At 67.6% G+C, this 26,915-nt stretch carries 26 protein-coding genes; 12 read left to right on the top strand and 14 right to left on the bottom strand.

Annotated elements, in window-relative coordinates; genetic code table 11:
• Window positions 1–13 precede the first annotated feature (13 nt).
• The gene (locus JK358_RS26630; RefSeq protein WP_372440730.1) at window positions 14–2,332 is read left to right on the top strand and encodes a HelD family protein; all 2,319 of its coding nucleotides are present in this window, start codon (window positions 14–16) and stop codon (window positions 2,330–2,332) included.
• On the opposite strand, the gene JK358_RS26625 is transcribed toward JK358_RS26630, so the two are convergent.
• Window positions 2,225–2,866 carry a dihydrofolate reductase family protein gene (locus JK358_RS26625; protein WP_201952253.1) on the bottom strand — a complete coding sequence of 214 codons (642 nt, stop codon included), beginning with the start codon at window positions 2,864–2,866 and terminating at the stop codon, window positions 2,225–2,227. The genes JK358_RS26630 and JK358_RS26625 overlap by 108 nt on opposite strands.
• An 89-nt stretch (window positions 2,867–2,955) precedes the next feature.
• Between JK358_RS26625 and JK358_RS26620 the strand changes: the two genes are divergently transcribed.
• A complete protein-coding gene (locus tag JK358_RS26620) occupies window positions 2,956–3,849 on the top strand; it encodes a LysR family transcriptional regulator (RefSeq protein ID WP_201952251.1) in 894 nt (297 codons plus the stop codon).
• 55 nt (window positions 3,850–3,904) lie between these two features.
• Here the strand turns inward: JK358_RS26620 and JK358_RS26615 are convergent, their stop codons facing one another.
• A complete protein-coding gene (locus JK358_RS26615; protein WP_201952249.1) occupies window positions 3,905–4,357 on the bottom strand; it encodes a universal stress protein in 453 nt (150 codons plus the stop codon).
• Between the two features lie 261 nt (window positions 4,358–4,618).
• Complete coding sequence (locus JK358_RS26610) at window positions 4,619–5,476, bottom strand: helix-turn-helix domain-containing protein (RefSeq protein ID WP_201952246.1); 858 nt, start codon at window positions 5,474–5,476, stop codon at window positions 4,619–4,621.
• 55 nt (window positions 5,477–5,531) lie between these two features.
• On the opposite strand from JK358_RS26610, the gene JK358_RS26605 reads away from it, so the two are divergent.
• Window positions 5,532–6,008 (top strand): VOC family protein, encoded by a 477-nt coding sequence (locus JK358_RS26605; protein WP_201952242.1) that lies wholly within the window; start codon window positions 5,532–5,534, stop codon window positions 6,006–6,008.
• 142 nt (window positions 6,009–6,150) lie between these two features.
• On the opposite strand, the gene uvrB is transcribed toward JK358_RS26605, so the two are convergent.
• On the bottom strand, window positions 6,151–8,316 hold the full coding sequence (gene uvrB, locus JK358_RS26600; RefSeq protein ID WP_201952239.1) for an excinuclease ABC subunit UvrB: 2,166 nt from the start codon (window positions 8,314–8,316) through the stop codon (window positions 6,151–6,153).
• A gap of 245 nt (window positions 8,317–8,561) precedes the next feature.
• On the opposite strand from uvrB, the gene JK358_RS26595 reads away from it, so the two are divergent.
• On the top strand, window positions 8,562–9,146 hold the full coding sequence (locus JK358_RS26595) for a ribonuclease FAU-1 family protein (protein WP_201952236.1): 585 nt from the start codon (window positions 8,562–8,564) through the stop codon (window positions 9,144–9,146).
• 135 nt (window positions 9,147–9,281) lie between these two features.
• Here JK358_RS26595 and JK358_RS26590 read toward each other — a convergent pair whose 3' ends face one another.
• On the bottom strand, window positions 9,282–9,710 hold the full coding sequence (locus JK358_RS26590) for a hypothetical protein (RefSeq protein ID WP_201952233.1): 429 nt from the start codon (window positions 9,708–9,710) through the stop codon (window positions 9,282–9,284).
• Between the two features lie 184 nt (window positions 9,711–9,894).
• Here JK358_RS26590 and JK358_RS26585 point away from each other — a divergent pair, with 184 nt between their 5' ends.
• Window positions 9,895–10,419, top strand: coding sequence for a ribonuclease FAU-1 family protein (locus JK358_RS26585; protein ID WP_201952231.1), 525 nt, complete (start codon window positions 9,895–9,897; stop codon window positions 10,417–10,419).
• On the opposite strand, the gene coaE is transcribed toward JK358_RS26585, so the two are convergent.
• Window positions 10,416–11,369 carry a dephospho-CoA kinase gene (gene coaE, locus JK358_RS26580; RefSeq protein WP_201952227.1) on the bottom strand — a complete coding sequence of 318 codons (954 nt, stop codon included), beginning with the start codon at window positions 11,367–11,369 and terminating at the stop codon, window positions 10,416–10,418. The genes JK358_RS26585 and coaE overlap by 4 nt on opposite strands.
• Before the next feature lie 292 nt (window positions 11,370–11,661).
• On the opposite strand from coaE, the gene JK358_RS26575 reads away from it, so the two are divergent.
• On the top strand, window positions 11,662–11,874 hold the full coding sequence (locus tag JK358_RS26575) for a hypothetical protein (protein ID WP_201952743.1): 213 nt from the start codon (window positions 11,662–11,664) through the stop codon (window positions 11,872–11,874).
• A 101-nt stretch (window positions 11,875–11,975) separates the two neighbouring features.
• Here JK358_RS26575 and JK358_RS26570 read toward each other — a convergent pair whose 3' ends face one another.
• Window positions 11,976–13,499, bottom strand: coding sequence for a phospholipase C (locus JK358_RS26570; RefSeq protein ID WP_201952224.1), 1,524 nt, complete (start codon window positions 13,497–13,499; stop codon window positions 11,976–11,978).
• A 196-nt stretch (window positions 13,500–13,695) separates the two neighbouring features.
• Between JK358_RS26570 and JK358_RS26565 the strand changes: the two genes are divergently transcribed.
• Window positions 13,696–15,966, top strand: coding sequence for an MMPL family transporter (locus JK358_RS26565; RefSeq protein ID WP_232851911.1), 2,271 nt, complete (start codon window positions 13,696–13,698; stop codon window positions 15,964–15,966).
• Here the strand turns inward: JK358_RS26565 and JK358_RS26560 are convergent.
• The 3 genes from JK358_RS26560 to rpsA form a co-directional block, all read right to left on the bottom strand.
• Entirely contained in the window at window positions 15,912–16,544 is a 633-nt protein-coding gene (locus JK358_RS26560; protein WP_201952220.1) for a TetR/AcrR family transcriptional regulator, read from the bottom strand. The two genes, JK358_RS26565 and JK358_RS26560, sit on opposite strands and share 55 nt — an antisense overlap.
• A gap of 27 nt (window positions 16,545–16,571) precedes the next feature.
• Window positions 16,572–16,940 carry a DUF5655 domain-containing protein gene (locus tag JK358_RS26555; RefSeq protein ID WP_201952217.1) on the bottom strand — a complete coding sequence of 123 codons (369 nt, stop codon included), beginning with the start codon at window positions 16,938–16,940 and terminating at the stop codon, window positions 16,572–16,574.
• Window positions 16,941–17,046: 106 nt separating this feature from the next.
• Window positions 17,047–18,507: a 30S ribosomal protein S1 gene (gene rpsA / locus JK358_RS26550; protein ID WP_201952214.1), complete on the bottom strand. Its 1,461-nt coding sequence runs from the start codon at window positions 18,505–18,507 to the stop codon at window positions 17,047–17,049.
• Window positions 18,508–18,793: 286 nt separating this feature from the next.
• Here rpsA and JK358_RS26545 point away from each other — a divergent pair, with 286 nt between their 5' ends.
• The gene (locus tag JK358_RS26545; protein WP_201952211.1) at window positions 18,794–19,666 is read left to right on the top strand and encodes a class I SAM-dependent methyltransferase; all 873 of its coding nucleotides are present in this window, start codon (window positions 18,794–18,796) and stop codon (window positions 19,664–19,666) included.
• 39 nt (window positions 19,667–19,705) lie between these two features.
• Window positions 19,706–21,280, top strand: coding sequence for a serine/threonine-protein kinase (locus JK358_RS26540; RefSeq protein WP_201952208.1), 1,575 nt, complete (start codon window positions 19,706–19,708; stop codon window positions 21,278–21,280).
• Between the two features lie 135 nt (window positions 21,281–21,415).
• Here the strand turns inward: JK358_RS26540 and JK358_RS26535 are convergent, their stop codons facing one another.
• The 3 genes from JK358_RS26535 to JK358_RS26525 form a co-directional block, all read right to left on the bottom strand.
• Window positions 21,416–21,601, bottom strand: coding sequence for a type II toxin-antitoxin system antitoxin (locus JK358_RS26535; protein ID WP_201952205.1), 186 nt, complete (start codon window positions 21,599–21,601; stop codon window positions 21,416–21,418).
• Window positions 21,601–22,485 (bottom strand): SPFH domain-containing protein, encoded by an 885-nt coding sequence (locus JK358_RS26530; protein ID WP_201952202.1) that lies wholly within the window; start codon window positions 22,483–22,485, stop codon window positions 21,601–21,603. Before JK358_RS26530 ends, JK358_RS26535 begins: the two co-directional genes overlap by 1 nt.
• Before the next feature lie 139 nt (window positions 22,486–22,624).
• Window positions 22,625–23,995, bottom strand: coding sequence for an FAD-binding oxidoreductase (locus JK358_RS26525; protein WP_201952200.1), 1,371 nt, complete (start codon window positions 23,993–23,995; stop codon window positions 22,625–22,627).
• A gap of 71 nt (window positions 23,996–24,066) precedes the next feature.
• On the opposite strand from JK358_RS26525, the gene JK358_RS26520 reads away from it, so the two are divergent.
• Complete coding sequence (locus JK358_RS26520; RefSeq protein ID WP_201952196.1) at window positions 24,067–24,981, top strand: LysR family transcriptional regulator; 915 nt, start codon at window positions 24,067–24,069, stop codon at window positions 24,979–24,981.
• On the opposite strand, the gene JK358_RS26515 is transcribed toward JK358_RS26520, so the two are convergent.
• Window positions 24,947–25,435, bottom strand: coding sequence for a DUF4383 domain-containing protein (locus tag JK358_RS26515; protein WP_201952192.1), 489 nt, complete (start codon window positions 25,433–25,435; stop codon window positions 24,947–24,949). The genes JK358_RS26520 and JK358_RS26515 overlap by 35 nt on opposite strands.
• 141 nt (window positions 25,436–25,576) lie before the next feature.
• On the opposite strand from JK358_RS26515, the gene JK358_RS26510 reads away from it, so the two are divergent.
• Both JK358_RS26510 and JK358_RS26505 read left to right on the top strand, forming a co-directional pair.
• A complete protein-coding gene (locus JK358_RS26510; protein ID WP_201952189.1) occupies window positions 25,577–26,008 on the top strand; it encodes a helix-turn-helix domain-containing protein in 432 nt (143 codons plus the stop codon).
• Window positions 26,005–26,844, top strand: a complete 840-nt coding sequence (locus tag JK358_RS26505; protein WP_201952186.1) for an alpha/beta fold hydrolase — start codon at window positions 26,005–26,007, stop codon at window positions 26,842–26,844. Before JK358_RS26510 ends, JK358_RS26505 begins: the two co-directional genes overlap by 4 nt.
• Window positions 26,845–26,915: the final 71 nt, after the last annotated feature.

The raw sequence follows: 26,915 nt of genomic DNA, 5'->3' as shown, positions 1-26,915 counted from the left end.
AAGGAGTTCCGTTTTGCCCGACCTCACTGAGGAGCGCCCTGCCGACGAAGCGGGCGCGGCTTCTTCCGATCCCGCGACGGCGGATCTGGAACGGGAGCAGCAGTACCTGGATGTGCTGTACGAACGGCTCGACGGGATGCGCGAGTACGCGCAGCGCCGCCTGAAGACCGTGCTGCTGGAAACCGGCGGCACGCCGCAGGCCCGCAGCGAACGTGAATCCTTCACGCAGCTCTACTCCGAGGACCTCACCAAATACGATGCCGCCGAGCACGGCCTGTGCTTCGGCCGCATCGACCTATCCGAGAACGGCGACGGCGAGACCCAGCGCTACATCGGCCGCATCGGCATCCTGGACGAGGACCGCGACTACGAGACGCTGCTGCTGGATTGGCGTGCGCCCCTTGCCCGTCCGTTCTATCTCGCCACCACGGCCGCGCCCGACGGTGTCACCCGCCGCCGCCACATCCGCTCGCGCAACCGCAGGGTGACCGCGCTCAACGACGAATACCTCGACCTCGACACCGCCCGCCACGCCGGTGTCATCGACGGTGACGGCGGCGTCGGCAGCGAAAGCGCCCTGCTGGCCGCGCTCAATGCCGCCCGCACCGGCCACATGAACGACATCGTCGAAACCATTCAGAGCGAACAGGACGCCATCATCCGCTCCGAGCACAAGAGCGTGCTCGTGGTGCAGGGCGGTCCCGGCACCGGCAAAACCGCTGTGGCACTGCATCGTGCGGCGTATCTGCTGTACACCTACCGGCAGCAGCTGGACAAGGCCGGTGTGCTGATCATCGGCCCCAACTCCACCTTCCTCGACTACATCGGCCAGGTGCTGCCCTCACTCGGCGAGACCGGCGTGCTGCTGTCCACCGTCGGCAATCTCTATCCGGGAGTGCGGGCGACACTGGAGGATTCGCTGCGCGCCGGTGAACTCAAGGGCTCGCTCGATATGCTCGAGATCCTGAAGAAGGCGGTGCGCGACTGGCAGGACGTGCCGCGCGAACCGGTGCGCCTGTACTTCGACGGGCACCACCTGACCCTGGACCGCAAGATCGTCACCAAGGCGCGCGGCCGGGCCCGATCCTCGCGCCGCCCGCACAACCTCGCGCGGCCGATCTTCGCCGCCGCCGTGGTGGACGCGCTCACCGATCAGCTGGCACAGGCCATCGGCGCGAACCCGCTGGGCGGCCGGAACCTGTTGAGCCAGACCGATCTCACCGAAATCCGCGACGAGATGCGCGCCGACACCGAGATCCAGCGCGCCATCGCCGGGCTGTGGCCGCTGCTCACCCCGCAGGACGTCCTCGCCGGCCTGTGGGCCGATCCCAAGCGATTGGCCACCGCCGCGGGACATCTCAGCGAGGCCGACCGCGCCGAACTGCACCGCCCCGACAGCGGCGAGTTCAGTGCCGCCGACGCGCCGCTGCTCGACGAACTCGCCGAACTGCTCGGCGTCGACGACACCGAGGAGCGCGAGCGCGCCCGCCGCCGCTGGCGCGCCCAGCTGGCCGAGGCGCAGGACGCCCTGGACATCCTGACCGGTTCCGCGCCACAGGATCTCGAGGACGAACTCGATCCCGAACTGCTCATGGCCTACGACCTCATCGACGCCTCCCAGCTGGCCGAGCGACAGCAGGTCCGCACCAGCCAGACCACCGCCGAACGCGCGGCCGGCGACCGCACCTGGACCTACGGGCATGTCATCGTCGATGAGGCGCAGGAGCTTTCGCAGATGGCCTGGCGAATGGTGATGCGCCGCATCCCGAATCGCTGGATCACCGCCGTCGGCGACGTCGCCCAGACCGGCGACCCGGCGGGCGCGTCCTCCTGGAACGAGGTGCTGGAACCCTATGTGGCGCAACGCTGGAAGCTCACCGAGCTGACGGTCAACTACCGCACCCCGGCCGAGATCATGGCGGTCGCCGCGGACGTGCTGGCCGAGATCGACCCGTCGGCTCCGGCCCCGCGCTCGGTCCGCGACTCCGGATTCGAGCCGCGAGCCCATCGCGTCGCACCCGCCGAACTGGCCGCCGAGGTCAAGCGCCTGCTCACCGCGGAAGCCGAACATCCGGGCACCACCGCGGTCATCGCACCGCACGAGCTCGCCGCGGAACTCGCGCACCTGAGCGAGGATTCGGTGCGGGTGCTGACCGTGCACGACGTCAAGGGCCTGGAGTTCGACGCCGTGATCCTGGTGGAACCGCATGCCATGCTGGCCGAATCACCGCGCGGGTTGAACGACCTGTACGTGGCGCTCACCCGCGCCACCCAGCGACTCGCCGTGGTGCACACCGCCGAGCTCCCCCGGGTATTGAGCCGACTCGGCTGACCGCTGCGGCCGGAATTCGAGAGCGACCACGCCGGAACGGAATACCTGTGTCCCGGTGAGCTGCCAGCGGCTCGCCGGGACCTCCGCGAAGACGCGACGCCCGGCGCCCAGCAGGAGCGGGTGGACGATCACCTGAATCTCGTCCACCAGCTCGTGCCCGACCAGGTGGTTCACCAGATCCAGACCGCCCAGCACCAGCAGATCCCGGCCCGGTTCGGCACGCAGCTGTGCCACCCGCTCGACGATGTCGCCGTCCACCGGAATCGAATTCCATTCGGCCTGTTCGAGTGTTCTGGAGACCACGTACTTCGGGATGCGATCGAGCAGCGCGGTGTACGGGTCGGTCCGGTCCCCCGCCCGCCAGGCGCGGGCCAGCTCCTCGAAGGCGACCCGGCCCAGCAGCAGCGCCCGGCTCTCGCGCAGCCGCCCGTGCTGGAACCTGGCCTCCTGCTCGTCGTGGAAGGGCCCGGTCCAGTTGTGCCGCTCCACGACGCCGTCGATCGACATATGCATCACGACAACGACATTGCTCACCCTCCCACAGTGGCCGACCCGCCCCGTGGTCACCAATGCCGAATTCCGGCACGCTACGTTTAGGCCCACTGCACGATCGAAGGACTGGAATGCTCGAACGGCTGGAACTCGAAGCTTTTCTCACCTTGGCCGAGGAGCTGCATTTCGGCAGGACAGCCGAACGCCTGCACGTATCCACGGGCCGCATCAGCCAGACCATCCGCGCGCTCGAACGCCGCCTGGGCGCACAGCTTTTCGAACGCAACAGCCGCATGGTCACCCTGACCCCCGTCGGCATACAGCTGCGCGAGGACCTGCTGCCCGCCTACGAGGCCATCAGCGCCGGACTCACCGCGGCGAGCCTGGGCAGCAAGAGCAAGAAGGCCATCACCGTGGGCTTCTCCGGTGCGTGGGCCGGCAACCTGCTGGTGCGGGCGGCGGACCTGACGCGCATCCGCTACCCGGACGCCGTCGTCAAGGTGGAGGAGATCCAGCTGGTCGACCCGCTGGGCCGGATGCGCTCCGGCGCGGTCGATCTGCAGATCACCGAGTTCCCCATCGCCGAACCCGATATCTCCACCGGCCCCATCCTCTTCTCCGAGCCCCGCTGCCTGATGGTGCCCGCGGAGCATCCCTTCGCCCAGCGCGATTCGGTGGAGCTGGAAGACCTCGCCGACACCGTCCTGGTCACCCTCGACGACGAGCGCATCCCCCGCTACTGGATGGACTACTACTTCCCGCGCCGCACCCCCTCCGGCCGCCCCATCCCGCAGGGCCCCGCCACCAACTACTGGCCCGAGGTCCTGGTACACGTCAGCCAGGGCGTCGGCGTCAGCACCGTGGCCGCCCGCGCCGAACAGTTCCACGCCCGCCCCGGCATCGTCTGGGTCCCCCTGCGCGACGCCCCGCCCATCGACTACGGCCTGATGTGGCCCACCGCCACCAAGAACCCTCTCGTCCGCCCCTTCCTCGAGATCGTCCAGGAGGTCGCGCAGCCGCTGTGAACAGCGAAGCGGCCGTGCCCTTTCCGGGCACGGCCGCTTCGGTCCGTCGGTTACCTCAGCGCACGGTGTGCACGATGAGGACGTCGGCGCGGGACTTGCGGGCCACGTCCGAGGGGACGGAGCCGAGCAGGCGGCCGGCGAGGGTGTTGAGACCGCGGTTGCCGACGACGAGGAGGTCGGCGTCGACCTCCTTCATGAGGGCGAGCAGGGATTCGACGGGCTCGCCGACGACGGCCTTCTCGACCACGTTCACCGCACCGGCGGTGACGGCCTTGTCGCGGGCGACGCGCAGGATCTCGCTGGTGGGGGCGGAGCCGCGGACCTGGTAGGCCTCGTCCTTCAGGACATCGGCGGCGGCGGCCACATCGCGGTCGTCGGTCGGGTAGTACGCGCAAGCGATGTACAGCGTGGCGCCCTCGTCGCCGGCCAGAGCCGCGGCCCGCTCGACGGCGACGTACGACGAGTCCGAGCCATCGGTACCGACGACGATCGTCCGGTAGGCGGTCATTTCTCCTCCAAGTACAAGGGTCGGGGGCCGATGCGCCCACGTGAGTTCGGAGGCGGCAGCGGCAACTCCGCCTGACAATAGCGGCATAACAGGCGGAAATTTTCGATATCGCAACACATCACATCCGCGTCGCCCAGGGGCGTTGGCGCACATTCGCCGATGTGACCCCGAACAACACCGATTACCAGCGAATTTTCCAGTGCCGCAGCGCGCGGCGGGAAAACTTCAACCCTGTTGCGCCGCTGGGACATTCGTCACAAGTCACAAATCCGGCGTGTTGATGCGCGCGTACTCGAGCGGCGGCATACCGATCTCCTTGGCGAACTCATTCGAGAAATGCGCCTGATCGAAGTACCCGAGTTCGACCGCGAGCGCCGCCAGATCGGTGACCCGGCCCTCGGCCAGCAGATGCGCGCCGTCCTGCAGGCGATAGCGGCGCAGCACCCATTTGGGGCTCGCGCCGACGTAGCGGCGGAACAGGCGCTGCAGGGTGCGCACCGGAATGCCGAACCGCTCGGTGACCTGGTCGACGCGCAGCAGAGCGGGGTCGTGCTCCATCGCGTCGATGATGCCGAGCACCTGGCGGTAGGCGGTGTCGTCGGCGACCGCGCGCTGCTCGATCGCCTTGACCAGCACCTCCTCCACGAGATCACGGCGCTGTGCCGAATCCTGGGTCGCCAGAACACGATCCGCCAGGCCCTGCGCCTCGGGCAGCACGTCGGTGAGCGGTACCGCGGTGTCGCGGAAGGAGCCCACGTCCAAGCCGGTGAACGCGCCGAAGCCGCCGGGCTGGAACTTCACGCCGAAGGTCTCCCCCTCGCCGACCAGTTCCCGCACGTACTTGGTGGTCCACACGCCGGTGAGGAAGCCACCGGTGCGATCATGCGAACGCTCGAAGGTCATGTTCACGCACGGATACGGCAGCACCTCGGCCCGGAAGGGCGGCATGCCGCGCCGATCCCAGCTCACCGACCAGTACCACTCCACATAGCGGCAGACCTGCTCGCCCGCGGGTAGTCGAGCATGATTGCTGACCCGGATCTGATCGCGGGGACGCAGGATGCCCTTCGCCGTTTCGGGCGGCGGCACCGGCCGGGGCCGGAACTCCTCATCGGGCATGGGGCTGTCGCCTTCTTACAAGACCGAAAACGGCTGGGCGAGCAGAGTACTCGGTATGACTACAGTGCACCCGATCCCGGAGAACTACCACTCCATCACCTGCTTCCTCCCGGTCACCGACGGCAACAAGGCCCTGGACTTCTACACCGCCGTCTTCGGCGCGGAGGTCGTCAGCCGCAATGATCTGCCCGACGGCCAGCCCGCGCACGCCGAACTGCTGCTCGGCGACTCCACCTTCCAAACCGGCCTCGAACTGCCCGAAATGGGCCTGCGCGCCCCCGACGGCTTCGTCACCGCCAGCATCGTGCACTACTGCCCCGACGTGGACGCGGTGGCCGCCCGCGCCCGCGAGCACGGCGCGCGCACCGTCGAGGAACCCGCCACCTTCGTCACCGGCGACCGCTACGGCGTGGTCATCGACCCCTTCGGCCACCGCTGGGTGATCATGACCCGGGTAGAAGACGTCCCGCGCGAGGAAGCCGAACGCCGAGTCAACGAATGGATGGCTCGTTCCGCCTCTCCGAGTCTTTAGCGGACAGCCGGGTGCCGTTGACAGCTGGCGACCCGTGCTGGCGGCCGGGTGCGGAACCGATTCTGGCCGTCCCCGGCGAGTTACCCGCACCGTCACGAAATCAGTTGTCACGCTGGCATCAGTTGTCACGCTGGCATTCGGTTCATGACAGGCCGGCGGCGTCCATGCCGCGTAGCTCCTTCTTCAGGTCGGCGATCTCGTCGCGCAGGCGGCCTGCGAGCTCGAACTGGAGTTCGCGGGCGGCGTTCATCATCTGTTCGGTCATGTCCTTGACCAGGTCGGCGAGTTCGGCGCGGGGCATGGACTTCACGTCGCGGCCCTCGTAGACGCCGGCGCTGACCGCGCGGCCCGGTTCGCCCTGGGCGCGGCGGCCGCGGCTGGCGTTGCGGCCGGAGCCGCCCACCTCGACCTCGGTCTCCTCGGCCTCGCGGTACACCTGGTCGAGGATGTCGGCGATCTTCTTGCGCAAGGGTTTCGGATCGATGCCGTGCTCTTCGTTGTAGGCGATCTGCTTGGCACGGCGGCGTTCGGTCTCGTCGATAGCCTGGCGCATGGAGTCGGTGATCTTGTCCGCGTACATGTGGACCTCACCGGACACATTGCGCGCCGCGCGGCCGATGGTCTGGATCAGGCTGGTGCTGCTGCGCAGGAAGCCTTCCTTGTCGGCGTCGAGGATCGCGACCAGCGACACCTCGGGCAGGTCGAGGCCCTCCCGCAGCAGGTTGATGCCGACCAGCACGTCGTATTCACCGAGCCGCAGCTGCCGCAGCAGTTCCACCCGGCGCAGCGTGTCGATCTCCGAGTGCAGGTAGCGCACCCGCACGCCGAGGCCGAGCAGATAGTCGGTGAGATCCTCGGCCATCTTCTTGGTGAGCGTGGTGACCAGGACGCGTTCGTCGCGTTCGGTGCGCAGCCGGATCTCGTGCACCAGATCGTCGATCTGGCCCTTGGTCGGCTTCACCACCACCTGCGGATCCACCAGACCGGTCGGGCGGATCACCTGCTCCACGAATTCGCCCTGCGCCCGGCCCAATTCGTATGGCCCCGGCGTGGCCGACAGGTACACGGCCTGCCCGATGCGCTCGGCGAACTCCTCCCAGGTGAGCGGCCGGTTGTCCACCGCGGACGGCAGCCGGAACCCGTATTCCACCAGATTGCGCTTGCGCGACATATCGCCCTCGTACATACCGCCGATCTGCGGCACGGTCACATGCGATTCGTCGATGACGAGCAGGAAATCCTCGGGGAAGTAATCGAGCAGCGTGGCCGGCGCGGAACCGGCCGGACGCCCGTCGATATGCCGCGAGTAATTCTCGATACCCGAGCAGAATCCGACCTGTTTGATCATTTCCAGGTCGTAATTCGTGCGCATGCGCAACCGCTGCGCCTCCAGCAATTTGCCCTGCTTCTCCAAATCCGCGAGCCGCGTCTCCAGCTCGGCTTCGATATCGCGGACGGCGCGTTCCATTCGCTCCGGGCCCGCCACATAATGCGTGGCCGGGAAGATGCGCAACATATCGACCTGCCGCACCACATCGCCGGTGAGCGGGTGCAGGTAATACAGCGCCTCGATCTCGTCACCGAAGAATTCGATGCGGATCGCCAGCTCCTCATAGGAGGGGATGATCTCGACGGTGTCGCCGCGCACCCGGAAGGACCCGCGGGTGAAGGCCATGTCGTTGCGGGTGTACTGCACATCCACCAGCAGCCGCAGCAGTTTGTCGCGCTCGACCTCCGCGCCCACCTCGAGCTGCACCGACCGATCCAGATAGGACTGCGGCGTGCCGAGACCGTAGATGCACGACACCGACGCCACCACCACGACATCGCGCCGCGACAGCAGGCTGGAGGTGGCCGAGTGCCGCAGCCGCTCGACATCGTCGTTGATCGAGCTGTCCTTCTCGATATAGGTATCGGTCTGCGCGATGTAGGCCTCGGGCTGGTAGTAGTCGTAGTACGAGACGAAGTACTCGACCGCGTTGTTCGGCAGCATCTCCCGCAGCTCGTTGGCGAGCTGGGCCGCGAGGGTCTTGTTGGGAGCCATGACCAGGGTGGGCCGCTGCAGCCGCTCGATGAGCCAGGCCGTGGTGGCCGACTTACCGGTGCCGGTGGCGCCGAGCAGCACCACATCCTTCTCTCCCGAGCGGATGCGCCGTTCCAGCTCCTCGATGGCGGCGGGCTGGTCGCCGGCGGGCACATGCTCGCTGACCACCTGGAACTGCCCCTCGATCCGTTCGACGGCGCCGATGGGGCGGTGCTCGGAATGCGCCAGCGGCAGATCGTCCGGGATCTCGGTTGCGAAAGCCATGCTGCACAGCCTAGGCCCGACCACCGACAGGTTCCGCGCACCGCCGCGGACCCGGTCACCGGCACCCGGCGAGCCGGAGAAAATTACATTCCGGTCGGTCGTTTTTGAAACGCCTCCCCGCACAATGATCTTGGTGAGAATGCCTACCCGGCGACACTCGAATTCCGGTTCCCTCACGATGGTTTACACGCGTCGTCGCAGGTGTAACCTGAGCTCGGTCGGACGAGTCGAGAAGGGCGAGGGTGATGACCGATCTCCATACGCCGCAGCGGAATTCCGTGACTGGCGCGGATCCACTCAGAATCAGAGGCAATTCACATCCGGCGGCGCCGCACAAGCCCAGACTCGAATTCTTCAATCTGGCCGAGCTGTCCTGGACCGACCACCACGGGTACCTGCATCAGGTGGAACGGCTGCACGCCGAACCGTGGGGTCTGTACATGGAACGGAAAGTGGACAATCCCCGCTTCCACTACATCGAATCCTGGCTGCTGCCCGCACAGGGGCTGCGGATCACCGTGTATCATCTGCGCCCCGGTCACGACCGCGCCCAGACCTATTACCTCGATATCGGTGATTACGGACCAGTTGGTCCCAAGAAATGGCGTGCCGAGGGCCATTATCTGCACGTGGTGGCCCGCCCCGGCCAGGTTCCGGAACTGCTCGGCATCGACGAACTGCTGGCCGCGCACGCCGCCGGGCATTTCGATACCGCGCAGACCCACAGCGCCATCGAGCGCGCCACGGCCGTGGTGGACGGCCTCGCCGGTTGCGCGCACGATGTCGACCGCTGGCTCGCGGCCCAGGGCGTCCGGCTGACCTGGCTCTGAGCAACACCGCGCAACACCGCGCACCGGCGATCCCCGCAGCTCATAATGGAAATGCCGCTCGGCCCGACTTGCGCACGGGCCGAGCGGCATTCACCGTTTCACGGTCGTGGTCCCGACCGACTTTCCGCCCTCCGACTAGCCGGAAAGGCTGGGGATCAGACCACCCAGGCCGCCGCCGCAGGAGCTGCCGGAGTTACCGCTGCTCGCGGCCACCTGCACGGTGATGGAGTCGCTGATCAGCAGCTGCCGCGCCGAGAGGGTGTGCGAGCCCGCGGTGGTCGGGGTCCACTTGATGCTGACCTTGTTGCTCAGCAGCGAGGGGCTCACCGGGCTGCCCGGAATGTCGGTGCCGTTGTCGGTGAACTTCACGGTGGAGAGCCGGTCGATCTCGACCGAGGCGGTGAGGGTGTACTGGCAGCCGACCTTGTGGCCGGTGCCCGAGACCTCGAGGTTGCCGACCCACGCGCTGGCCTGAGGCGCCGTGAGCACGATGGTCGCGGCCATCGCACCGAAAGTGGTCAGCCCGATCCCGACCCGGCCGGCGCGGGGCTTCTGTACGTTCATCCTTGGTACTTCCCTTAGTTGTGCCACCCACGCAACGTGTGGATAGCCGCACCGTAACGGAAGGCTGCGTTTCACATTACGGTTTTGGCGAAGATTCGTCCGGCAAATACCTGGCGTGCGATCTGCCTGCCGACTCCGCCACAGTTCGCTGGACGACTGCCGCCCGAGCAGCGATGCTGAGAACATGACTCAGGCCCCCGCGGTGCACCTGCACCGGCCCAAGGTGGAGTACTTCAATGTCGACGAGCGCACCAATGTCGACCCGAAGGGCTTCGTGCGGCCGGTCGAGCGCTATCAGGTCGAACCGTGGGGTCTATATATGGCCCGGCACTCCGACCATCCCGAGTTCCACTACATCGAATCCTGGCTGCTGCCAACGCTGTCCCTGCGCGCCACGGTCTTCCACTTCACCCCGGCCGACCTGCGCGATCAGGACTACTACCTCGACATCGGCGAATTCGCGCAGGTCGACACCGTCACCTGGCGCTCGGTGGACCACTACCTGGATCTGGTGGTGCGCACCGGCCGCGAGGTCGAACTCCTCGACGTGGACGAACTTCTCGCCGCCCACGCCGCGGGCTACCTGGATCCCGCACAGGCACAGCGGGCCATCGAAACCGCGACCGCGACCATCGACGGCATCGCCGCGCACGGCCACAGCTTCGAATCCTGGCTGGGCGCACAGGGTATCGAACTGACCTGGCGCTAGACCGGCAGATCCGCCACGGCCAGAATCACATTCACCGGACGGCCCGGATCGGCATTGGCGTGCCGCCATTCCTCGCCGGTGGTCTCCACGCGCGGAAAACCGGCGTCCGCCAGCCGATTCCGCAGGCCCTCGGCCGCGGCGGCATCCGCGACGGTGATCTCGATATCGAGGACGTCCTCGGTGGGCTTGCCGACCACCGAGGTCGGGCCGATGTGCTCGATGCGCTGGGCGTCCGCGCCGCAGGCCACGTGCAGCCGCGCGATCAGCCGCCGCGCCTGCGCGGGCCAATCCGGATTCCCGTCCACCACCGGCATTTCCGCGGGTCGCGGCGCGGGGGTGCGGGTGCGCAGATTGCGCTCGAAGGGAATCAGGCGCTCCTCCCAGAGCCGGTGCACCTCGGCCTCGATCGTCGCATTCGCGCCATTGTTGTCGAGGAGGACATCGGCGGCCGCGCGGCGTTGCTCATCGGTCGCCTGGGCGGCGATGCGGGCGCGGGCATCGGCCTCGTCGATCCCGCGGAATTCCACCAGCCGCTGTATCCGCAGCTCCTCGGCGGCGTCGACGATCACCACCAGGTTCATGAAGGGACCGAGTCCGTTCTCGACCAGCAGTGGAATGTCCTGCACCACAATGGCCTCGGCCGGCGCGGCGGCGATGAGTTCGGTGGTGCGCCTGCCCACCAGCGGATGCGTGATCCCGTTGAGGGTCGCGCGGGCCTCGTCGCTGGCGAATGCCTTGGCGGCCAGGGCCGGTCGATCGAGACTGCCGTCCTCGGCCAGAATTTCCGCGCCGAATGCGGCCACCAGTGCGGCCAATCCCTCGGTGCCGGGCGCGACCACTTCGCGCGCGATGACATCGCTATCCACCAGGACGGCACCCTGTTCGGACAGAATCCGCGCCACGGTGGATTTGCCCGCTCCCATGCCTCCGGTGAGACCAACTCGCAACATTGCACAAGTCTCGCATCCAGTCGGATCGACCCTCGACGCACCCCGATAGCAGCGGAAAGTGCTGATTACCCAGTCGCGCAGGCAATTCCACCCATGACCCGAACAGAGTTCTCATTCCGTGATTTTCGCGAGACCATTCCGCAACTTTTTCGGCAATTACCGACCAGGCGTCGGCAACATTCCGACACGCCGGGGAGTATGTCGCGCAAAATACGGTGGCACACACTTTTGTTCGGCTAAGGTTCGCCGCAGGCGATCTTAGGCCGGTTAACACGCAAGAGAAGGAACACCATTGGGCACCAGAAACATCCAGACGGGTCGGCACCGTCTGGGCCTGGCGGGCACGATGCATTGCATCGAGATTCCCGCCGTCGCGGCGGCGCTGGCCGAGCACCGCCGTTCATGGTTCACCACCCTCATCAGCCCCGCCCGGCACAGTTTCGCGGCCATGCGAAAACGTTCCGCCGAAGCCGCCGTCCACTGGGTGCCCGCCACCGCCGGCTGATCCGCCTGCGCCGCTCCCGTGGCCTGGTCCGAAGGACCGGGCCATTCTTGTGTGCGCGCGATCAGGTCATCGCGCGCACGATCGGGCAGTCGCGCTGGGCCTCAGACGATTCCGCTGGGCCGGCGACGCGTTCCCGGATCCTGCACCGGCAGCGCGTTGGGCGGCACCGGGTACGGAACGCCCGCGTTTGCCGTACCCAGGGCAATGTTCGGACCGCATTGCGCCAGCGCCGCATTCACTTTCCGGTCGGCGGGCGCGAAGACGGGTGCGACGGTATCGGGCCGGGACGCGAAATCGAAGGTCGAGGTCATATCGCCGGTGACACCGCGCCGCCAGGCCGTCAGATTCGGCACCTCCACCCCGAAGCGCCGTTCCAGCAGCCGCAGTTGCGAGGTGTGGTCGAAGGTCTCCGAGGCGACCAGCCCGCCCCGGCTGTACGGCGAGATCACCAGGCACGGAACGCGATAGCCGAGCCCGATCGGCCCGGTGATCCCCGCGAACTTCGGATCCACCGGCACGGTGATGTACTCCCCCGGCGTCCCGGGCGGCGGCGTGGGCGGGGTGACGTGATCGAAGAAGCCGCCGTTCTCGTCGTAGCTGATGATGAGCGCGGTCTTCTCCCACACCGCCGGATTCGAGGTGAGGATGTCGAGCACAGCCATGATGCCGACCGCGCCGAGCGCCGGCGGCAGCGCGGGATGTTCGCAGTTGAACAGCGGCGGAATCACCCACGACACCGCGGGCAGGCGGTTGGCGGCCACGTCGGCGGCGAAGTCGTTCGGGTAGGTCGGAGCCTTGCCGAGCCGCGCCAGTTCGGAATTCGGATCGGCGGCCTGGGTGAAGCAGCCCATCATCCCGTCCAGGATCACCGAGGAGATCGGCCCGAGATCGCGGTTGTTGTAGATCTTCCAGCTCACCCCGCCCTCGGACAGGTTCTCCGGCATGGTCCGCCAGCTGTAGGCGTTCTGCGGAATCAGCGTGGGCGTCTCCAGCAGCGGTCCGCCGTGCCGGCCGTCCGGATCGATGGTGCCCGACATCCAGTACAGCCGGTTCGGGTCGGTGGGGCCGAGCACCGAGCAGTGGTAGTTGTCGCAGATCGTGAAGGCGTCGGCGAGATCATGGTGCACGGGCACGTCGGCGCGGGTGTAGTAACCCATTGCGGCAGCGGCGTTTCCGGGTCCGACCGCGGCGATCGACATGGGCATCCAGCCGTCGTTCGCGCCGTTGTTCCAGGCCTGGTGCATGCCGACCCAGCCGTGATCGGGATCGTTGACGCACTCCCCGTCGAGGGTCGCGCCGCGTTCGGTGTCGAGCCGGAACGGCACGATGAACCCGTCCGGGGTCGGGCCGACGCCGGGCGCGTACCCGTACTGCTGCCATGCGGGCGAGGACTCACCGAACCCGCGAACGCCGGACATGGTGCCGAAATAGTGGTCGAAGGAACGGTTTTCCTGCATGAGCAGCACGAAATGCTCGATATCGCCGAAGCCGCCCATGCCCATGGGGTCGGCCGCGTAGGCGCGGTCGATGATCGGATTCGCCCAGGAGGCAAGGGCTCCCACGCCACCGGCGGCCAGCGCCTTCGCCAGGAATTCCCGTCGATTGATACCTGCGAACGCACCCATGACTCCAGCGGACCTCTCCTCGGCGACAAAGATCGCCCGAGAGTAACCGAACCGAGTGGACGGTCCAGGATCGACATTCGGCGAGTGTGACGGCATCGGCGGATTTGTGACAGTCACTTGCAGGTTTGGATAGCCGATCCTAGGCTGAGCGGCAATACCTGACAGTCACTATCAGGTATCCGAACCGGAGGGGACCATGACCAGATCCGCAGCACCCGAGAAACCGGACCTACCCGAATCCCGGCCCGCCGAGCGCCTCGGCGCGCTCGGCCGCTGGGGCGAGCTCATGGCCCGCCGCCGCCGGATCGTCATCGGCATCTGGCTGCTGCTGGTGGCGGCCTGCGCGGCAACCTATCCGGTACTGCACGAACGGCTCGGCGCACCCGACTACAGTGTCTCGACCTCCGACTCCTATCGGGTGGAACAGCTGGCCGCCGAACACTTCTCGCAGTTCGGCACCGAACAGGACCTGATCGTCTTCCACTCCGGACGCTACACCGCCGACGCCCCCGAATTCCGGGCCGCGGTCGATTCCGCGCTCGCCGCGGTCCGGAGCACCGCCGGGGTGGCGGGCGCGATCAGCCCCTTCGAAGGCAATGCGGCACTGCAGATTTCAGCGGACCGGCACACGGCCTTCGGCATCGTGGGCATCGACGGCAATATGTCCGAGCGGGTGGATGTGGCCATCCGGCTCCAGGAACTGCTGGCCGACATCCCCGACACCGGCGTGCGAGCGTCGGTGACCGGATACGCGCCCATCGAAGCCGACCTCATGCAGGCCGAAACCGCCGATATGCAGCGCGGGGAGAGCCTGGGCCTGCCGGTCGCGGCACTCGTGCTGGTGCTGGCCCTGGGCGCCGCGGTGGCCGCGACCATTCCCATCACGGTGACCGCCGCCGGGATCGCGGTGGCCGTCGGCGTGCTGTTCGGGCTGACCACCTTCCTCACCTTCAGTTCGCTGGTGCTGTCGGTCGCCACCATGATCGGCACCGGCACCGCCATCGACTACGCCATGTTCATCGTGAGCCGATTCAACGAGGAACTCACCAGGCGCGGCGTGCGAGATCGACGGGCGCGCAAGGACATCGACGAATCGGTCGGCGCGGCCCTGGACACCACCGGGCGCACCATCCTGGCCTCCGGGCTGATCGTCATGATCTCGCTGTGCGCACTGGTGACGGTGGGCATCCCGATCCTCAACGGCGTCGCGGTGGGTGTGGTCACCGCCGTGACCGCCACGCTCGCAGCGGCTTTCACACTGCTGCCCGCGGTGCTCGCGGCGCTGGGCCCGGCGATCAACAGGGGTGCGCTGCCCGCGCGACTGCGTCCCGCCGAAACCCGCACCGCCACCACCTCCTCCGGCTGGACCCGCTGGGCGCACACCGTCATGGGCCGCCCGGTGCTGTTCGGCGGGATCGGCGTGATCCTGCTGGTGCTGGCCGCGTTACCGATCACCGGTATGCGCTACGGCATCGATATGGGGCTGGGGTCGCTGAGCAAGCTCCCCTCCGGGGAGGCCACCCGGCTGGTGCGCGACAATTTCGGCCCGGGTCTGCTGTCCCCCATTCAGGTGGTGGCCACCGGACCGGAGGATACGGCGTTGTCCGGCAACGGGATCGTCGACGCCAACCGCTTCGTCGCCGAGCTGTCCCGTGATCCCCGGGTCGCGCAGGTGCTGCCGCAGCAGGCCGACGGCCGCATGCTGGCCCTGGTGATCCCGAAGGATTCCTTCGACTCCACCACCGTGGCCGCGCTGACCACCGATATCCGTTCCCGCGCAAGCACTGTCGAGTCCGCCGAGGTACTGGTGGGCGGTATGCCGGCCGCCTTCGCCGATATCTCCCAGCGCATCACCGAGCGCTTCCCGTGGGTGATCGCGCTGGTGCTGGCGGTGTCGCTGGCCTTCCTGGTGTTCGCGTTCCGCAGTATCGTGCTGGCGCTCAAGGCGATCGTGCTGAACCTGCTGGCAACCGGTGCGGCACTGGGGCTTACGGTGGCGGTCTTCCAGAACGGTTACGGCGACTCGCTGCTCGGTTTCCAGAGCGCCGGGTTCCTGCAGGTGTATCTGCCGATGCTGGTGTTCGCCGTATTGTTCGGCCTCTCCATGGATTACGAGGTGTTCCTGGTCCGGCGTATGAAGGAGGCGTGGGACCGCGATCGCGACAATGCCGCCGCGGTCGCCGAGGGCCTGCAGCGCACCGCCCGGCCGATCACGGCGGCGGCGGCCATCATGGTGGCGGTGTTCGCGAGCTTCCTGACCGCGGATGTCCTGGAGCTCAAGCAGATCGGCTTCGCGCTCGCGGTGGCGGTGGCCATCGACGCGGTGGTCGTGCGGCTCATCCTGGTGCCCGCCTTCATGCAGCTGTTCGGCCGCTGGAACTGGTGGCTGCCGTCCCTCGGCGCGCGCCGGGCTCAGCCGGTGATCGCGGTCAGCGCCGCCAGCACCGATTCCACCACCGCGCCGTAGACCTCGCGCAGCGGGCGCTCGAAATCCGTTCCCGCCCAATGGTCCAGCGCCGCCATACAACCCCAGATGGCGGTGGCGGCCGCGACCCGGATCACCAGATCGTTGGCGTCGCGGCCGCTGCGCTGGGCGAACAGCGCGTGGAACTGCTCCTCCATGGCGCGCATCTGCAGCACCTGCCGGTCCCGCACCTCGGGGATGGCCCGCACGTACTGCATGCGCGTGCGCGTGCGCCGTTCGACGTCCGCGGTGATGATGGTGTCCACCGCGACCGGCGCCAGTGCGCGGGCGATGGCGACCAATTCAGCGAGCTCCAGCGTTTCGCCGTTGCCCGCCTCGCGCAGCACCTCCAGGACTTCCGGATCGACCTCGTCGTAGAGGACCAGCATCTCCTTGGTCCCGAAGTACCGGTAGATCGAACTCGGCGACACGCCCGCGGCGGTGGCCACGCGTTCGACGGTGACCTCGCGGTACCCGTGCCGGTCGAACAGTTCCAGCGCCACCCGCTGGATGCGGCTCATGGCCTCTACCTTGCGCTTCTCCCACAGGGAGGCCGGGGATTTCACGGAGGACTGGGACATATCAGGTTCGAGGATACCGGGGGCGCTTCACCCGGCCGCGTCATAGGCCGCGGCGAGCCAGCCGCGCACCTCGTCGTCGACCTCGCCCGCTCCGGCCAGTTCGAGGTGATGGGTCCAGTGCTGTGCGGCGGGATGGGTGACCTCTTTGAACCGCCGCGAATCCAGTTCGTGCGGTAGCTCCAGGGTCAGGACGGCGGGCACCTCGGACTTCAGGTACTGTCCCGGTTTCCACAGCTGCGCGAACGCGCGTTTGCGCCGAAAACCGATCTGGCTCTTGGTGATTCGCATATCGGCCGGACCGATCGCGTCGATCGCCCCGCGCACCGCCTCGGCGATGGCGATCCCGGCGTCGGATCCGGCGAAGAATTCGTCCACTGTCTGCGCGACATCGGCCATGGTTCTCACCGTACGCCGCACGCACCCCGGACAACGGAAAAGCCCCCGGGTCCTGATGGACCCGGGGGCTTCCCTAGTGCTTACGCGTTACCGCGGGAGCAGCGAATCAGGCGTTGCCCGACAGCTTCTCGCGCAGCGCGGCCAGCTGGGCGTCGCTCGCGAGCGAGCCACCGGCCGGCTCGGACGAAGCCGCAGCCTGCGAGCCGCTCTCCGAGGAGTAGTTGGACGGGCCGCCGTTGGCAGCCTCGGCCGCGGCGTCGGCCGCCATCTTCTCCATCTGAGCGGTGTGCATCTTGTGGCGACGCTCGGCCTCGGCGTACCGGCCTTCCCACTCTTCACGCTGCTTGTCGAAGCCCTCGAGCCATTCGTTGGTCTCGGGATCGAAGCCCTCGGGGAAGATGTAGTTGCCCTGGTCGTCGTAGCTGTCGGCCATGCCGTACTTCGACGGGTCGAACTCGGCGTTGTAGTCCTCGTTCGCCTGCTTCAGCGACAGCGAGATCCGGCGACGCTCGAGGTCGATGTCGATGACCTTGACCATGGCGTCGTCGCCGACGGCCACGACCTGGTCCGGCACCTCGACGTGGCGCTCGGCCAGCTCGGAGATGTGGACGAGGCCCTCGATGCCCTCTTCGACGCGCACGAACGCACCGAACGGAACCAGCTTGGTGACCTTGCCGGGCACGATCTGGCCGATGGCGTGGGTGCGGGCGAACTGACGCCACGGGTCTTCCTGGGTCGCCTTGAGCGACAGGGAGACACGCTCGCGGTCGAGATCGACGTCGAGAACCTCGACGGTGACCTCGTTGCCGACCTCGACAACCTCGGACGGGTGGTCGATGTGCTTCCAGGACAGCTCGGAGACGTGCACCAGGCCGTCGACGCCACCCAGGTCCACGAAGGCACCGAAGTTGACGATGGAGGACACGACGCCCTTGCGGACCTGGCCCTTCTGCAGCTGGTGCAGGAACTCGCTGCGCACCTCGGACTGGGTCTGCTCCAGCCAGGCGCGACGGGACAGAACCACGTTGTTGCGGTTCTTGTCGAGCTCGATGATCTTGGCCTCGATCTCCTTGCCGACGTACGGCTGGAGGTCGCGGACACGGCGCATCTCGACCAGCGACGCCGGGAGGAAGCCGCGCAGGCCGATGTCCAGGATCAGGCCGCCCTTGACGACCTCGATGACGGTGCCCTTGACGGCCTCGTCACGCTCCTTGAGCTCCTCGATCGTGCCCCAAGCCCGCTCGTACTGAGCACGCTTCTTCGACAGGATCAGGCGGCCTTCCTTGTCCTCCTTGGTGAGAACGAGGGCCTCGACCTCATCGCCCACGGAAACGACCTCGGCCGGGTCGACATCGTGCTTGATGGACAGTTCGCGAGACGGGATGACGCCTTCGGTCTTGTAACCGATGTCGAGAAGGACCTCGTCACGATCGACCTTGACGATCGTGCCTTCGACGATGTCTCCGTCGTTGAAGTACTTGATGGTCTTGTCGATGGCGGCGAGGAAGTCCTCGGCAGAGCCGATGTCGTTGACGGCTACCTGCGGCGAGGTCACGGTGGTGGGCATGTGTTGGGAGGCTCCGGACGGATTGTGGTCGGTAGTGGACATGTGGACTTTCGGTTTTGCTGCGAACTCACACAGCGATGGGACTAACGTTGGCCATGCCACAGCACGTCGCTGCGACGGAGCACAACGATGCCCTGGAAGCATGCGGGACTCACAGCACGATTGTCTGCTCTAACCGGCTTGCAAAGAAACCGAGTACAGAAGACACTCGCGGAAAACAGCGTACGCGACGTGTGTTGTACCAAGCAAACACGGGTGCCCGTACGCGGGTCGATAGGGTGACGCCATGTCCGAAGATCACCGCGCCACCTCCGACGATACCCGCCATGCCGAAGCCAACGCCCTGCTCGGCACCATCGGAGTGACGCGCACCAAGGTCGATTCGGAGGCCAGTCAGCGCGCCAGCCGCAAGTGGTGGGACGCGGACGCGGCGGCCTATCACGAGACGCACGCCGATTTCCTGGGCGTGGATGCGCCCGCGGGTGAGTTCATCTGGTGCCCGGAGGGTCTGCACGAGGGCGACTGGCGGTTGCTGGGAGATATCGAGGGCAAGCGGATCCTGGAGATCGGCTGCGGATCCGCGCCGTGCTCACGATGGCTGGCGGCGCACGGCGCACAGCCCGTCGGACTGGATCTGTCCCGGCAGATGCTGGAGCGCGGGCTCGCGGCCATGGACGCCGGCGGGCCGCGCATTCCTCTTATACAGGCGGGTGCCGAAGAGTTGCCGTTCGCCGACGAGTCCTTCGATACGGCCTGCTCGGCGTTCGGCGCGGTGCCCTTCGTCGCCGACTCGGCGCGGGTGATGCGCGAGGTGGCGCGGGTGCTCAAGCCCGGCGGCCGGTGGGTGTTCTCGGTGAATCATCCGATGCGGTGGATCTTCCCGGACGATCCGGGGCCGGAGGGGCTGCGCGCCACCATCCCCTATTTCGACCGGACCCCGTATGTGGAGCTGGACGGCGAGGGCGAGGCCACCTACGTCGAGCACCACCGCACCATCGGCGACCGGGTGCGCGAGATCGTCGGCGCGGGGCTGATCCTGACCGACATCATCGAACCGGACTGGCCGGAATGGTTGGATCGCGAATGGGGACAGTGGAGTCCGCTACGTGGTGAGATCTTCCCCGGTACAGCCATTTTCGTCACCGAGAAACCACGCTGACCCTGCCGCGCACCGCCAACCTGTGGTAGGGCTACAGGGGTGGAGGGAACCCCGTTCGGCCGCTACCGCCTGCTCGGGCTGCTCGGGGCGGGCGGTATGGGACAGGTCTATCGCGCGTACGACACCGGCACCGACCGGATCGTCGCGCTCAAAGTGCTGCCCCCGGAACTGGCGCACGACCCGACCTACCGGGAGCGGTTCCGGCGCGAGGCGCAGGCCGCAGCGCGGCTGAACGAACCGCACATCATCCCGATCCACGGCTACGGCGAGATCGACGGGCGGCTGTTCCTGGACATGCGCCTGGTCGAGGGCACGGATCTGGGCACGGTGCTCACCGAGCACGGGGCGCTGTCCCCCGAGGCGTCGGTGGACTACACCGCGCAGATCGCCTCGGCCCTGGATGCCGCACATCAGGCCGGGTTGGTGCACCGGGATATCAAGCCGTCGAACATCCTCACGGCCGCAGGCGGTTTCGCGTATCTCATCGACTTCGGCATCGCGCTCGGCGACGGGGACGCCGGGCTCACCACCTCCGGCGCGGCCATCGGCACCTTCGCCTACATGGCCCCGGAGCGCCTCGAACACGGCAGCTACGACGCACGGGCGGATGTGTACTCGCTGGCCTGTGTGCTCTACGAGTGCATGACCGGGTCGAAACCGTTCCCGGGCACCAGCGTCGAGCGTCAGATCGCGGCACACCTGTCGGCCCCGCCGCCCCGGCCGTCCTTCACCACCGGAACCGTGCCCGCCGCCTTCGACGAGGTGATCGCGCGCGGTATGGCCAAACGCCCGGTGGACCGCTACCCCAGCGCCGGAGCCCTGGCCGTCGCCGCTCGCGCGGCACTGTCCGGCGAGCAGCCGCCGACCATGCCCGGGTATCCGGATACCGCTGCCACACAGCGCATTCCGGTGCCGACGCCACACACCCCGCGCCCGAATCACCCCTCCGGATGGACGGGCAACACCACCATCGGGCGCACCCCGGTCCCCGATCCCACGCCCACGCCGCGACCGGACCCCGCCAAGCGGTCGTTGAGCGCACTGGCCTGGGCCGCGGCCACCGTGGTCGTGGTGCTGGTCGTCGCGCTGGCGGCGGTGTCGTTTGTCCTGAACCAGAATTCGAAGGGCGGCGACACCTCCGCCGGTAAACCGAACTCCGCGTACCCCGGCACGTACAGCGCCGCACCGCAGTCGCCGCCCCCCGGCAATGATCCCGAGACCTCCGCGCCGAATCCCCCCGGACCGGCGACCACCACCGGCCCCACGACCACGAGCCCCGCGCCCACCACGGGCGCCACCCCCAGCTCAGCGCAACTCTCGGCCTACGTGCGCGACCACTACGCCCTGCTGCCGGGCAGTGCCTCGACCGCCTGGAACAATCTCACCCCGCGCTACCAGACCTATGTCGGCGGCTACAGCGGTTACCAATCCTTCTGGACCACAGTGGATTCCGTCTCCACCGAGGTCCTCTCCACCGATACCGCGAAACTGACCGTCACCTACCGCCTGACCTTCGAGTACACCGACGGCCGCACCGCCACCGAAACCCGTCGCGCCCAACTGGTCCGCAACGGCGACAGCTTCCTGATCGACAGCGCCGAACTCGTCCCATGAAAACGCATCCCACGGGCAGGCCGTGGGATGCGTTTCGCGACAACTGATTTCGTACGGTCCGGGTAACTCGTCGGGCACCCCCGAAATCGGGTTGGCACCCAACCGGCGGCACGCGTGCTCGATCGTGAACGGCTCTCAGTCCGGCACTGAAGGCCCGGAGAGGCGGTTGGGCTCTCGCCCAGCCTGTTTCAAGGCCATGCGGAGTGCGAATTCGATTTGCGCGTTGATGCTGCGAAGGTCGTCGGCCGCCCATTTGGCCAGGGCTTCGTGAACGGCCGGGTCGAGCCGCAGCAGCACCTTCTTCGGCTCGCGCTTGACCATTACGAGTACAGCGATCCGGCGTTGACGACGGGCTGGGTGGGCCGGTCACCACACAGCACGACCAGCAGATTGGACACCATCGCCGCCTTGCGCTCCTCATCGAGTTCGACCATGCCCTCCGCCGCGAGGCGCTCGAGAGCGAGACCGACCATACCCACCGCGCCTTCGACGATCTTGGTGCGGGCGGCCACCACCTGCGCGGCCTGCTGGCGGACCAGCATGGCCTGGGCGATCTCCGGCGCGTAGGCCAGGTGCGTGATGCGCGCCTCGACCACCTCGATACCCGCCATGATGGTGCGCTCGCGCAGCTCGGTGGTGAGTTCCTCGGCGATCTCCGCGCCGTCACGCAGGCTGGTGCGGCCGGGCTCGTGCGCGTCGTAGGGGTGCACGGTGGCCAGGTGCCGCACGGCGGCCTCGGACTGCGTCTCCACGTACTGCTCGTAGTCGTCGACGGCGAAGGCGGCGTTGTAGCTGTCGACCACCTTGTAGACGACCACGGCCGCGATCTCGACGGGGTTGCCGTCGGCGTCGTTGACCTTCAGCTTCTGTGTCTCGAAGTTGCGCACCCGCAACGAGATTCGCCGCCGGTCGGTGAGCGGGATGGTCCAGAAGAAGCCCGGTTCGCTGACCGAGCCGATGTAGCGGCCGAAGAACTGGATGACCCGGGCCTCGTTCGGATTGACGATCACCAGGCCGCTCAGCGCCAGCAGCGCGCCGACGCCGACGACCACCGCCACGGCGACCAGCACCCCGTACGCCGCGCCTCCCCCGTCCGAGGCCTTGGCGATCCCGACCACCGCGGCTGCGGCGGCGATGACGATCACCGCGAGCCACAGCAGCAGCAGGAGGAACCCATTCTTGCGATAGGCCTGCCGAAGCTCCATTGCTATCCTCCCAATATTGAAGTGATATCACGACGATAGCAGACACCGCTCGCGGTGGGAACTCCCAGGAGCTACGCCCCCGAAATGCCGCGCCCCGGCGCGCCCGAGCGGGCGCGCCGGATCCGCCGGTCGCCACGGGTCACTTCGGACGGATGTTGCGGTTGAAGCGGAACATGTTGTGGGCGTCGTATGTCGACTTCAGCTTCGCCAGCCGGTCATAGGTCGCCGCGGCGTATCCGGCGCGGGTCTGCTCCTCGCCGGCGAAGGCACCGCCGCCGTAGAGGAAGTTCAGGTGCTGCCCGATCGTCCACGGGGACAGCGCTTCCCGGATTCCCGCGAGCCGGTCGCGCAGCTGCTCCGGCGTGCTGTCACTCGGCATGGTGATGGCCCGCGCCACGTATTCGGCGTCCCGATGATCCATCGCGATACCCGCCGGGCCGGGACGCCGCAGCGCTCCGCCGAGGTGCCGGAGGCCGGCCACCACCGGGCTGCCCGAATCCGGCCCGGTCGCCTCCAGGAAGGCATCGGCCGCGTCGGCGGGCAGTTCCGCGAGCAGGGCATTGGTGGCGGTGTAGGCGTGCGGGAAATCCGGTTCCCGGTAGATGCCATGGCTTTCCGCGTACGGCATGACGCGCAGATCATCGGTCAGCCGGTCGCCGATGGCCCGCAGCGGAGCCACCAGGCGGTCGCCCTCCTCCCGCGAACCGGTGAAGGCGATATTGATTGTCGCGGTGTACTTTCCGCGCAGGTGCGGCGGCAGCTGCGGCAGATCCGGCATGGTGATCATGGTGATGGCCGAGGTCAGCTGTTCCGGCAGCTCAGCGGTCCACAGCCGCCACGCCTCCACCGCCGGGGCCACCAGACGGGTGCCGAAGGTGAGCTGTCCGCCGTAGACGGTGGTGACCGGCACCAGGTCGAGTTCGAGCGCGGTGACCACGCCGAAGTTGCCGCCGGTGCCGAGCACCGCGCCGAACAGTTCGTCGCCGGGCGTCAGCCGCCGCAGCCGGCCGTCCGCGGTGACGAGCTCCACGGCCCGCACATGGTCTGCGGCATAACCGAATTCACGTGCCAGAATGCCGAGGCCGCCGCCGAGGGTGTATCCGGTCACGCCGACCGACAGCGAGGTTCCGTTGATCGGCGCGAGCCCGTGCGGGGCGGCGGCGTCGATGAGCGCTCCGGCGGTGACACCGGCGGCGATACGCGCGGTGCGGGCGGCGGCGTCGATCCGGATGTCGGTCATGCGACGGGTATTGATGAGCACTCCCCCGTCGGCCGCCACCGACAGCCCGTGCCCGGTGGCCTGAACGGCGACCGGAAGTCCGTGCCGCGCCGCGTATTCCACGGCGGCGCGCACATCCTCGGCGTGCACCGCGGCTACGACGAGCGCGGGCCGATGCGTGTAAGCCGTTTGGAATCCGGCGATTTCGGCGTCGAACCCGGCATCACCGGGCCGCAGGACCGAGCCGGTGACGGCGGGGGTTTCGGTGATCGTGTGCGCTGTCTTCGTCATGTCTTCGACTGTGCCGCGCTCCGATTGAGAACTCCAACAGATAGTTTTTATAGGTACTAGAATCATCAGTTATGGAACTGCGTCAGCTGCGCTACTTCGTCACCGTCGCGGAGGAGGCCAACTTCACCCGCGCCGCGGCCCGCCTGCATCTGGCCCAGCCCGGTCTCAGCGCACAGATCCGGCAGCTGGAACGCGAACTGGGGCAACAGCTTCTGGACCGCTCCACTCGCTCGGTCACCCTGACGCCGGTCGGCGAGGCGGTGCTCACGCACGCCCGCGCGGCGCTGGAGGCGGCCGAGCGCATCACCCACACCGTCGACGAGTTCACCGGCCTGCTGCGCGGTCAGGTGCGCCTGGGGCTGATCACCGGCGCGGGCGTCGACAATTTCGATATCGCGCCCGTCCTGGCCGACTTCCACGACGATCATCCGCAGGTCGGCATCAGCCTCACCGAGGACACCTCCGAGCGCATGCTGGCCGCGCTGGCCCGCGGTGATCTCGATATCGCCCTGGTCGGCCTGTCCGCCACCGAGCTGGATCCGGGCGTGGGCGTCGACATCGTGCTCGACACCCACATCGTGGCCGCCGTCCCGGCCGGTGACGAGCGGTTCGGCGAGTCGGTCACCGTGGCCGAGCTGTGCGAGCATCCGCTCATCTGCCTGCCCACCGGCACGGGTATTCGCGGCCGGTTCGAACGAGCCTGCGCCGCAGCGGGTTCCGTTCCGGAGATCGCCTTCGAGGCCGGTGCGCCGTCCCTGCTGCTGCAGTTGGCGGCGCGGGGCCTGGGTGTGGCCGTGGTCCCGGCCCTCACGCCGGAGGACGCGGCCGCCTTCGGTGTCCGGACGGTGCCGATCGCGCCCGAACTGCGCGGTCAGCTCGCCCTCATCTGGCGGACCGACCGGCCCGGCGCACCCGCGGCGAAGGTGCTGCTGGGGCAGTTGCGGATCGCGCTCACCCGATCGAAGCGGGCCGCCCGGACCCCGTGAGCCCGAGCGTCTTTCGCAGGTCGCCGTCGAGGGCGGTCTGCACGGCCACCAGGGCGAACAGCAGTGCGCCGGTGAGCAGATGCATGATGGCGTCGGTCGTGTGGTTGGGGAAGGTGAAGATCAGCACCCGGTCCGAGAACAGCGCCCAGACGCCGACCACCACGCCGCCGCCGATGCCGGCCGCGAGGCAGTACCACGCCGACCAGGATTTTCTGAGGGCCGCGAGCAGCGCCGGCGTGAACAGCGCCAGCCCGGCCACGGCGTGCCAGCCGTTGTAGTCCATCCCCGCGACCGGGGTGGCGTGCGCGTGCTCACCGATGCCGAAGCTGGAGTTGACGGTCCAGCCCACCACCGCCCAGACGATGTGCACCACCCCCACCACCAGTACGGCCCATTGCAGAAAACTCCACTGCGCCAGGTTGATTCGACGCGTTCCTACCGAATGTGCGCTCATGGCGACACCTCCCACCTCTTCGGTCTCTACTACGCAATGTAGTTGATATGAAGATCAACCGGAAGACCGTGAGCATCCTTACCTAAACTTCCCTATACATACCTATTGAAGAGTTGCACAGGTATGTTTAAGGTAGTGAACGTGAGTGATCGCCTGTTCTCAGTGGAGGAAGTCGCCGACCGCCTCGGCCTGCACGTTCGCACCGTGCGCGGCTATGTGCGCGACGGAAAGCTCGCCGCTGTCCGCATCGGCAAGCAGTACCGCATCGCGCAGGCTGACCTGGAGGCATTCACCGGCCTCCCGGTGCCGGACACCACGCGGGAATCAGTCGGGCGCACGCGGTTCGCCGAGGTGTCGAGCATCGTCGAGATCGATGCCATCGATCCCCCGACCGCCGATCGGATCATCACCCTGCTCACCGCCGCGGCGGGCAATCACCGCCCCGGCGAACAGGCCCTGCGCATCCAGACCATCCACGATCGGGAACGCGCACGCCTGAAGATCATTCTCGTCGGCGGCGTGGCCGATACGGCCCGCCTGCTCGAATTCACGGAGGGAATTCTCGAGTCATGAGCACCATCTACAAGTCCGAGGCCGGTGCGCGGGCGGTTCAGGAGCAGTACCGGGAGTTGTTGCGCGCCTGGCCCGTTCCCTTCGAGGAACGCCACGTTCCCACCCGGGAGGGCGACACCTATGTCCGGATCTCCGGCCCCGAGGACGCACCACCGCTGGTGCTGCTGCACGGCTCCGGCGCGAACTCGACCAACTGGCTCGGCGACATCGCTTCCTGGGCAACGTATTTCCGCACCTACTCGATCGACATCGTCGGCGAACCCGGCGGCAGCGCCCCGTCACGACCGAAACTCGGCACCGAGGCCGTCGCGCTGTGGCTCGACGATGTCCTTGCGGGCCTCGACATTTCGGAGACCGCCATGGTCGCCATGTCGCTGGGCGGCTGGCACGCACTCGATTACGCCATCCGCCGGCCCGGCCGCATCACCCGGCTGGCGCTGCTGTGCCCCGGCGGCGTGGGCAGGCAGCGCTACGGCTGGATGTTCAAGAGCATCCTGGCCAAGCTGACCGGTCGCGGTGACGTGCGCAGCTCGGCCCGGCTGGTCACCGGCCTGGACGACGAACACCTGGAGCCCGTGCTCGACACCATCGTGTCGACCTTCACGCACTTCACACCGCGCACCGAGCGCCTGCCGGTCTTCACCGACGCCCAGCTGCGCACCCTGACCATGCCGGTGCTGGTCATCGTCGGCGACCGCGACGTCATGCTGGACTCCGCCGAAACCGCCCGCCGCATAACGGCATCCGTCCCGAACGCGACCGTCGAGGTGCTCCCCGGCGTCGGCCACGCCGTCCTCGGCCAGACCGAGACGGTCACGAAATTCCTGCGGGCGTAACCACACTGCGGGCGGCGATCACGGCACGGCGCGCGCCGATCGCCTCCCCGCACACCCCACCCGTTTCGCCT

The sequence above is a fragment of the Nocardia acididurans genome (assembly GCF_016741815.1).
GTDB lineage: Bacteria > Actinomycetota > Actinomycetes > Mycobacteriales > Mycobacteriaceae > Nocardia > Nocardia acididurans.
The sequence above is the reverse complement of the archived record's forward strand: the minus strand, read 5'-3'. Positions and strand labels throughout refer to the sequence as shown.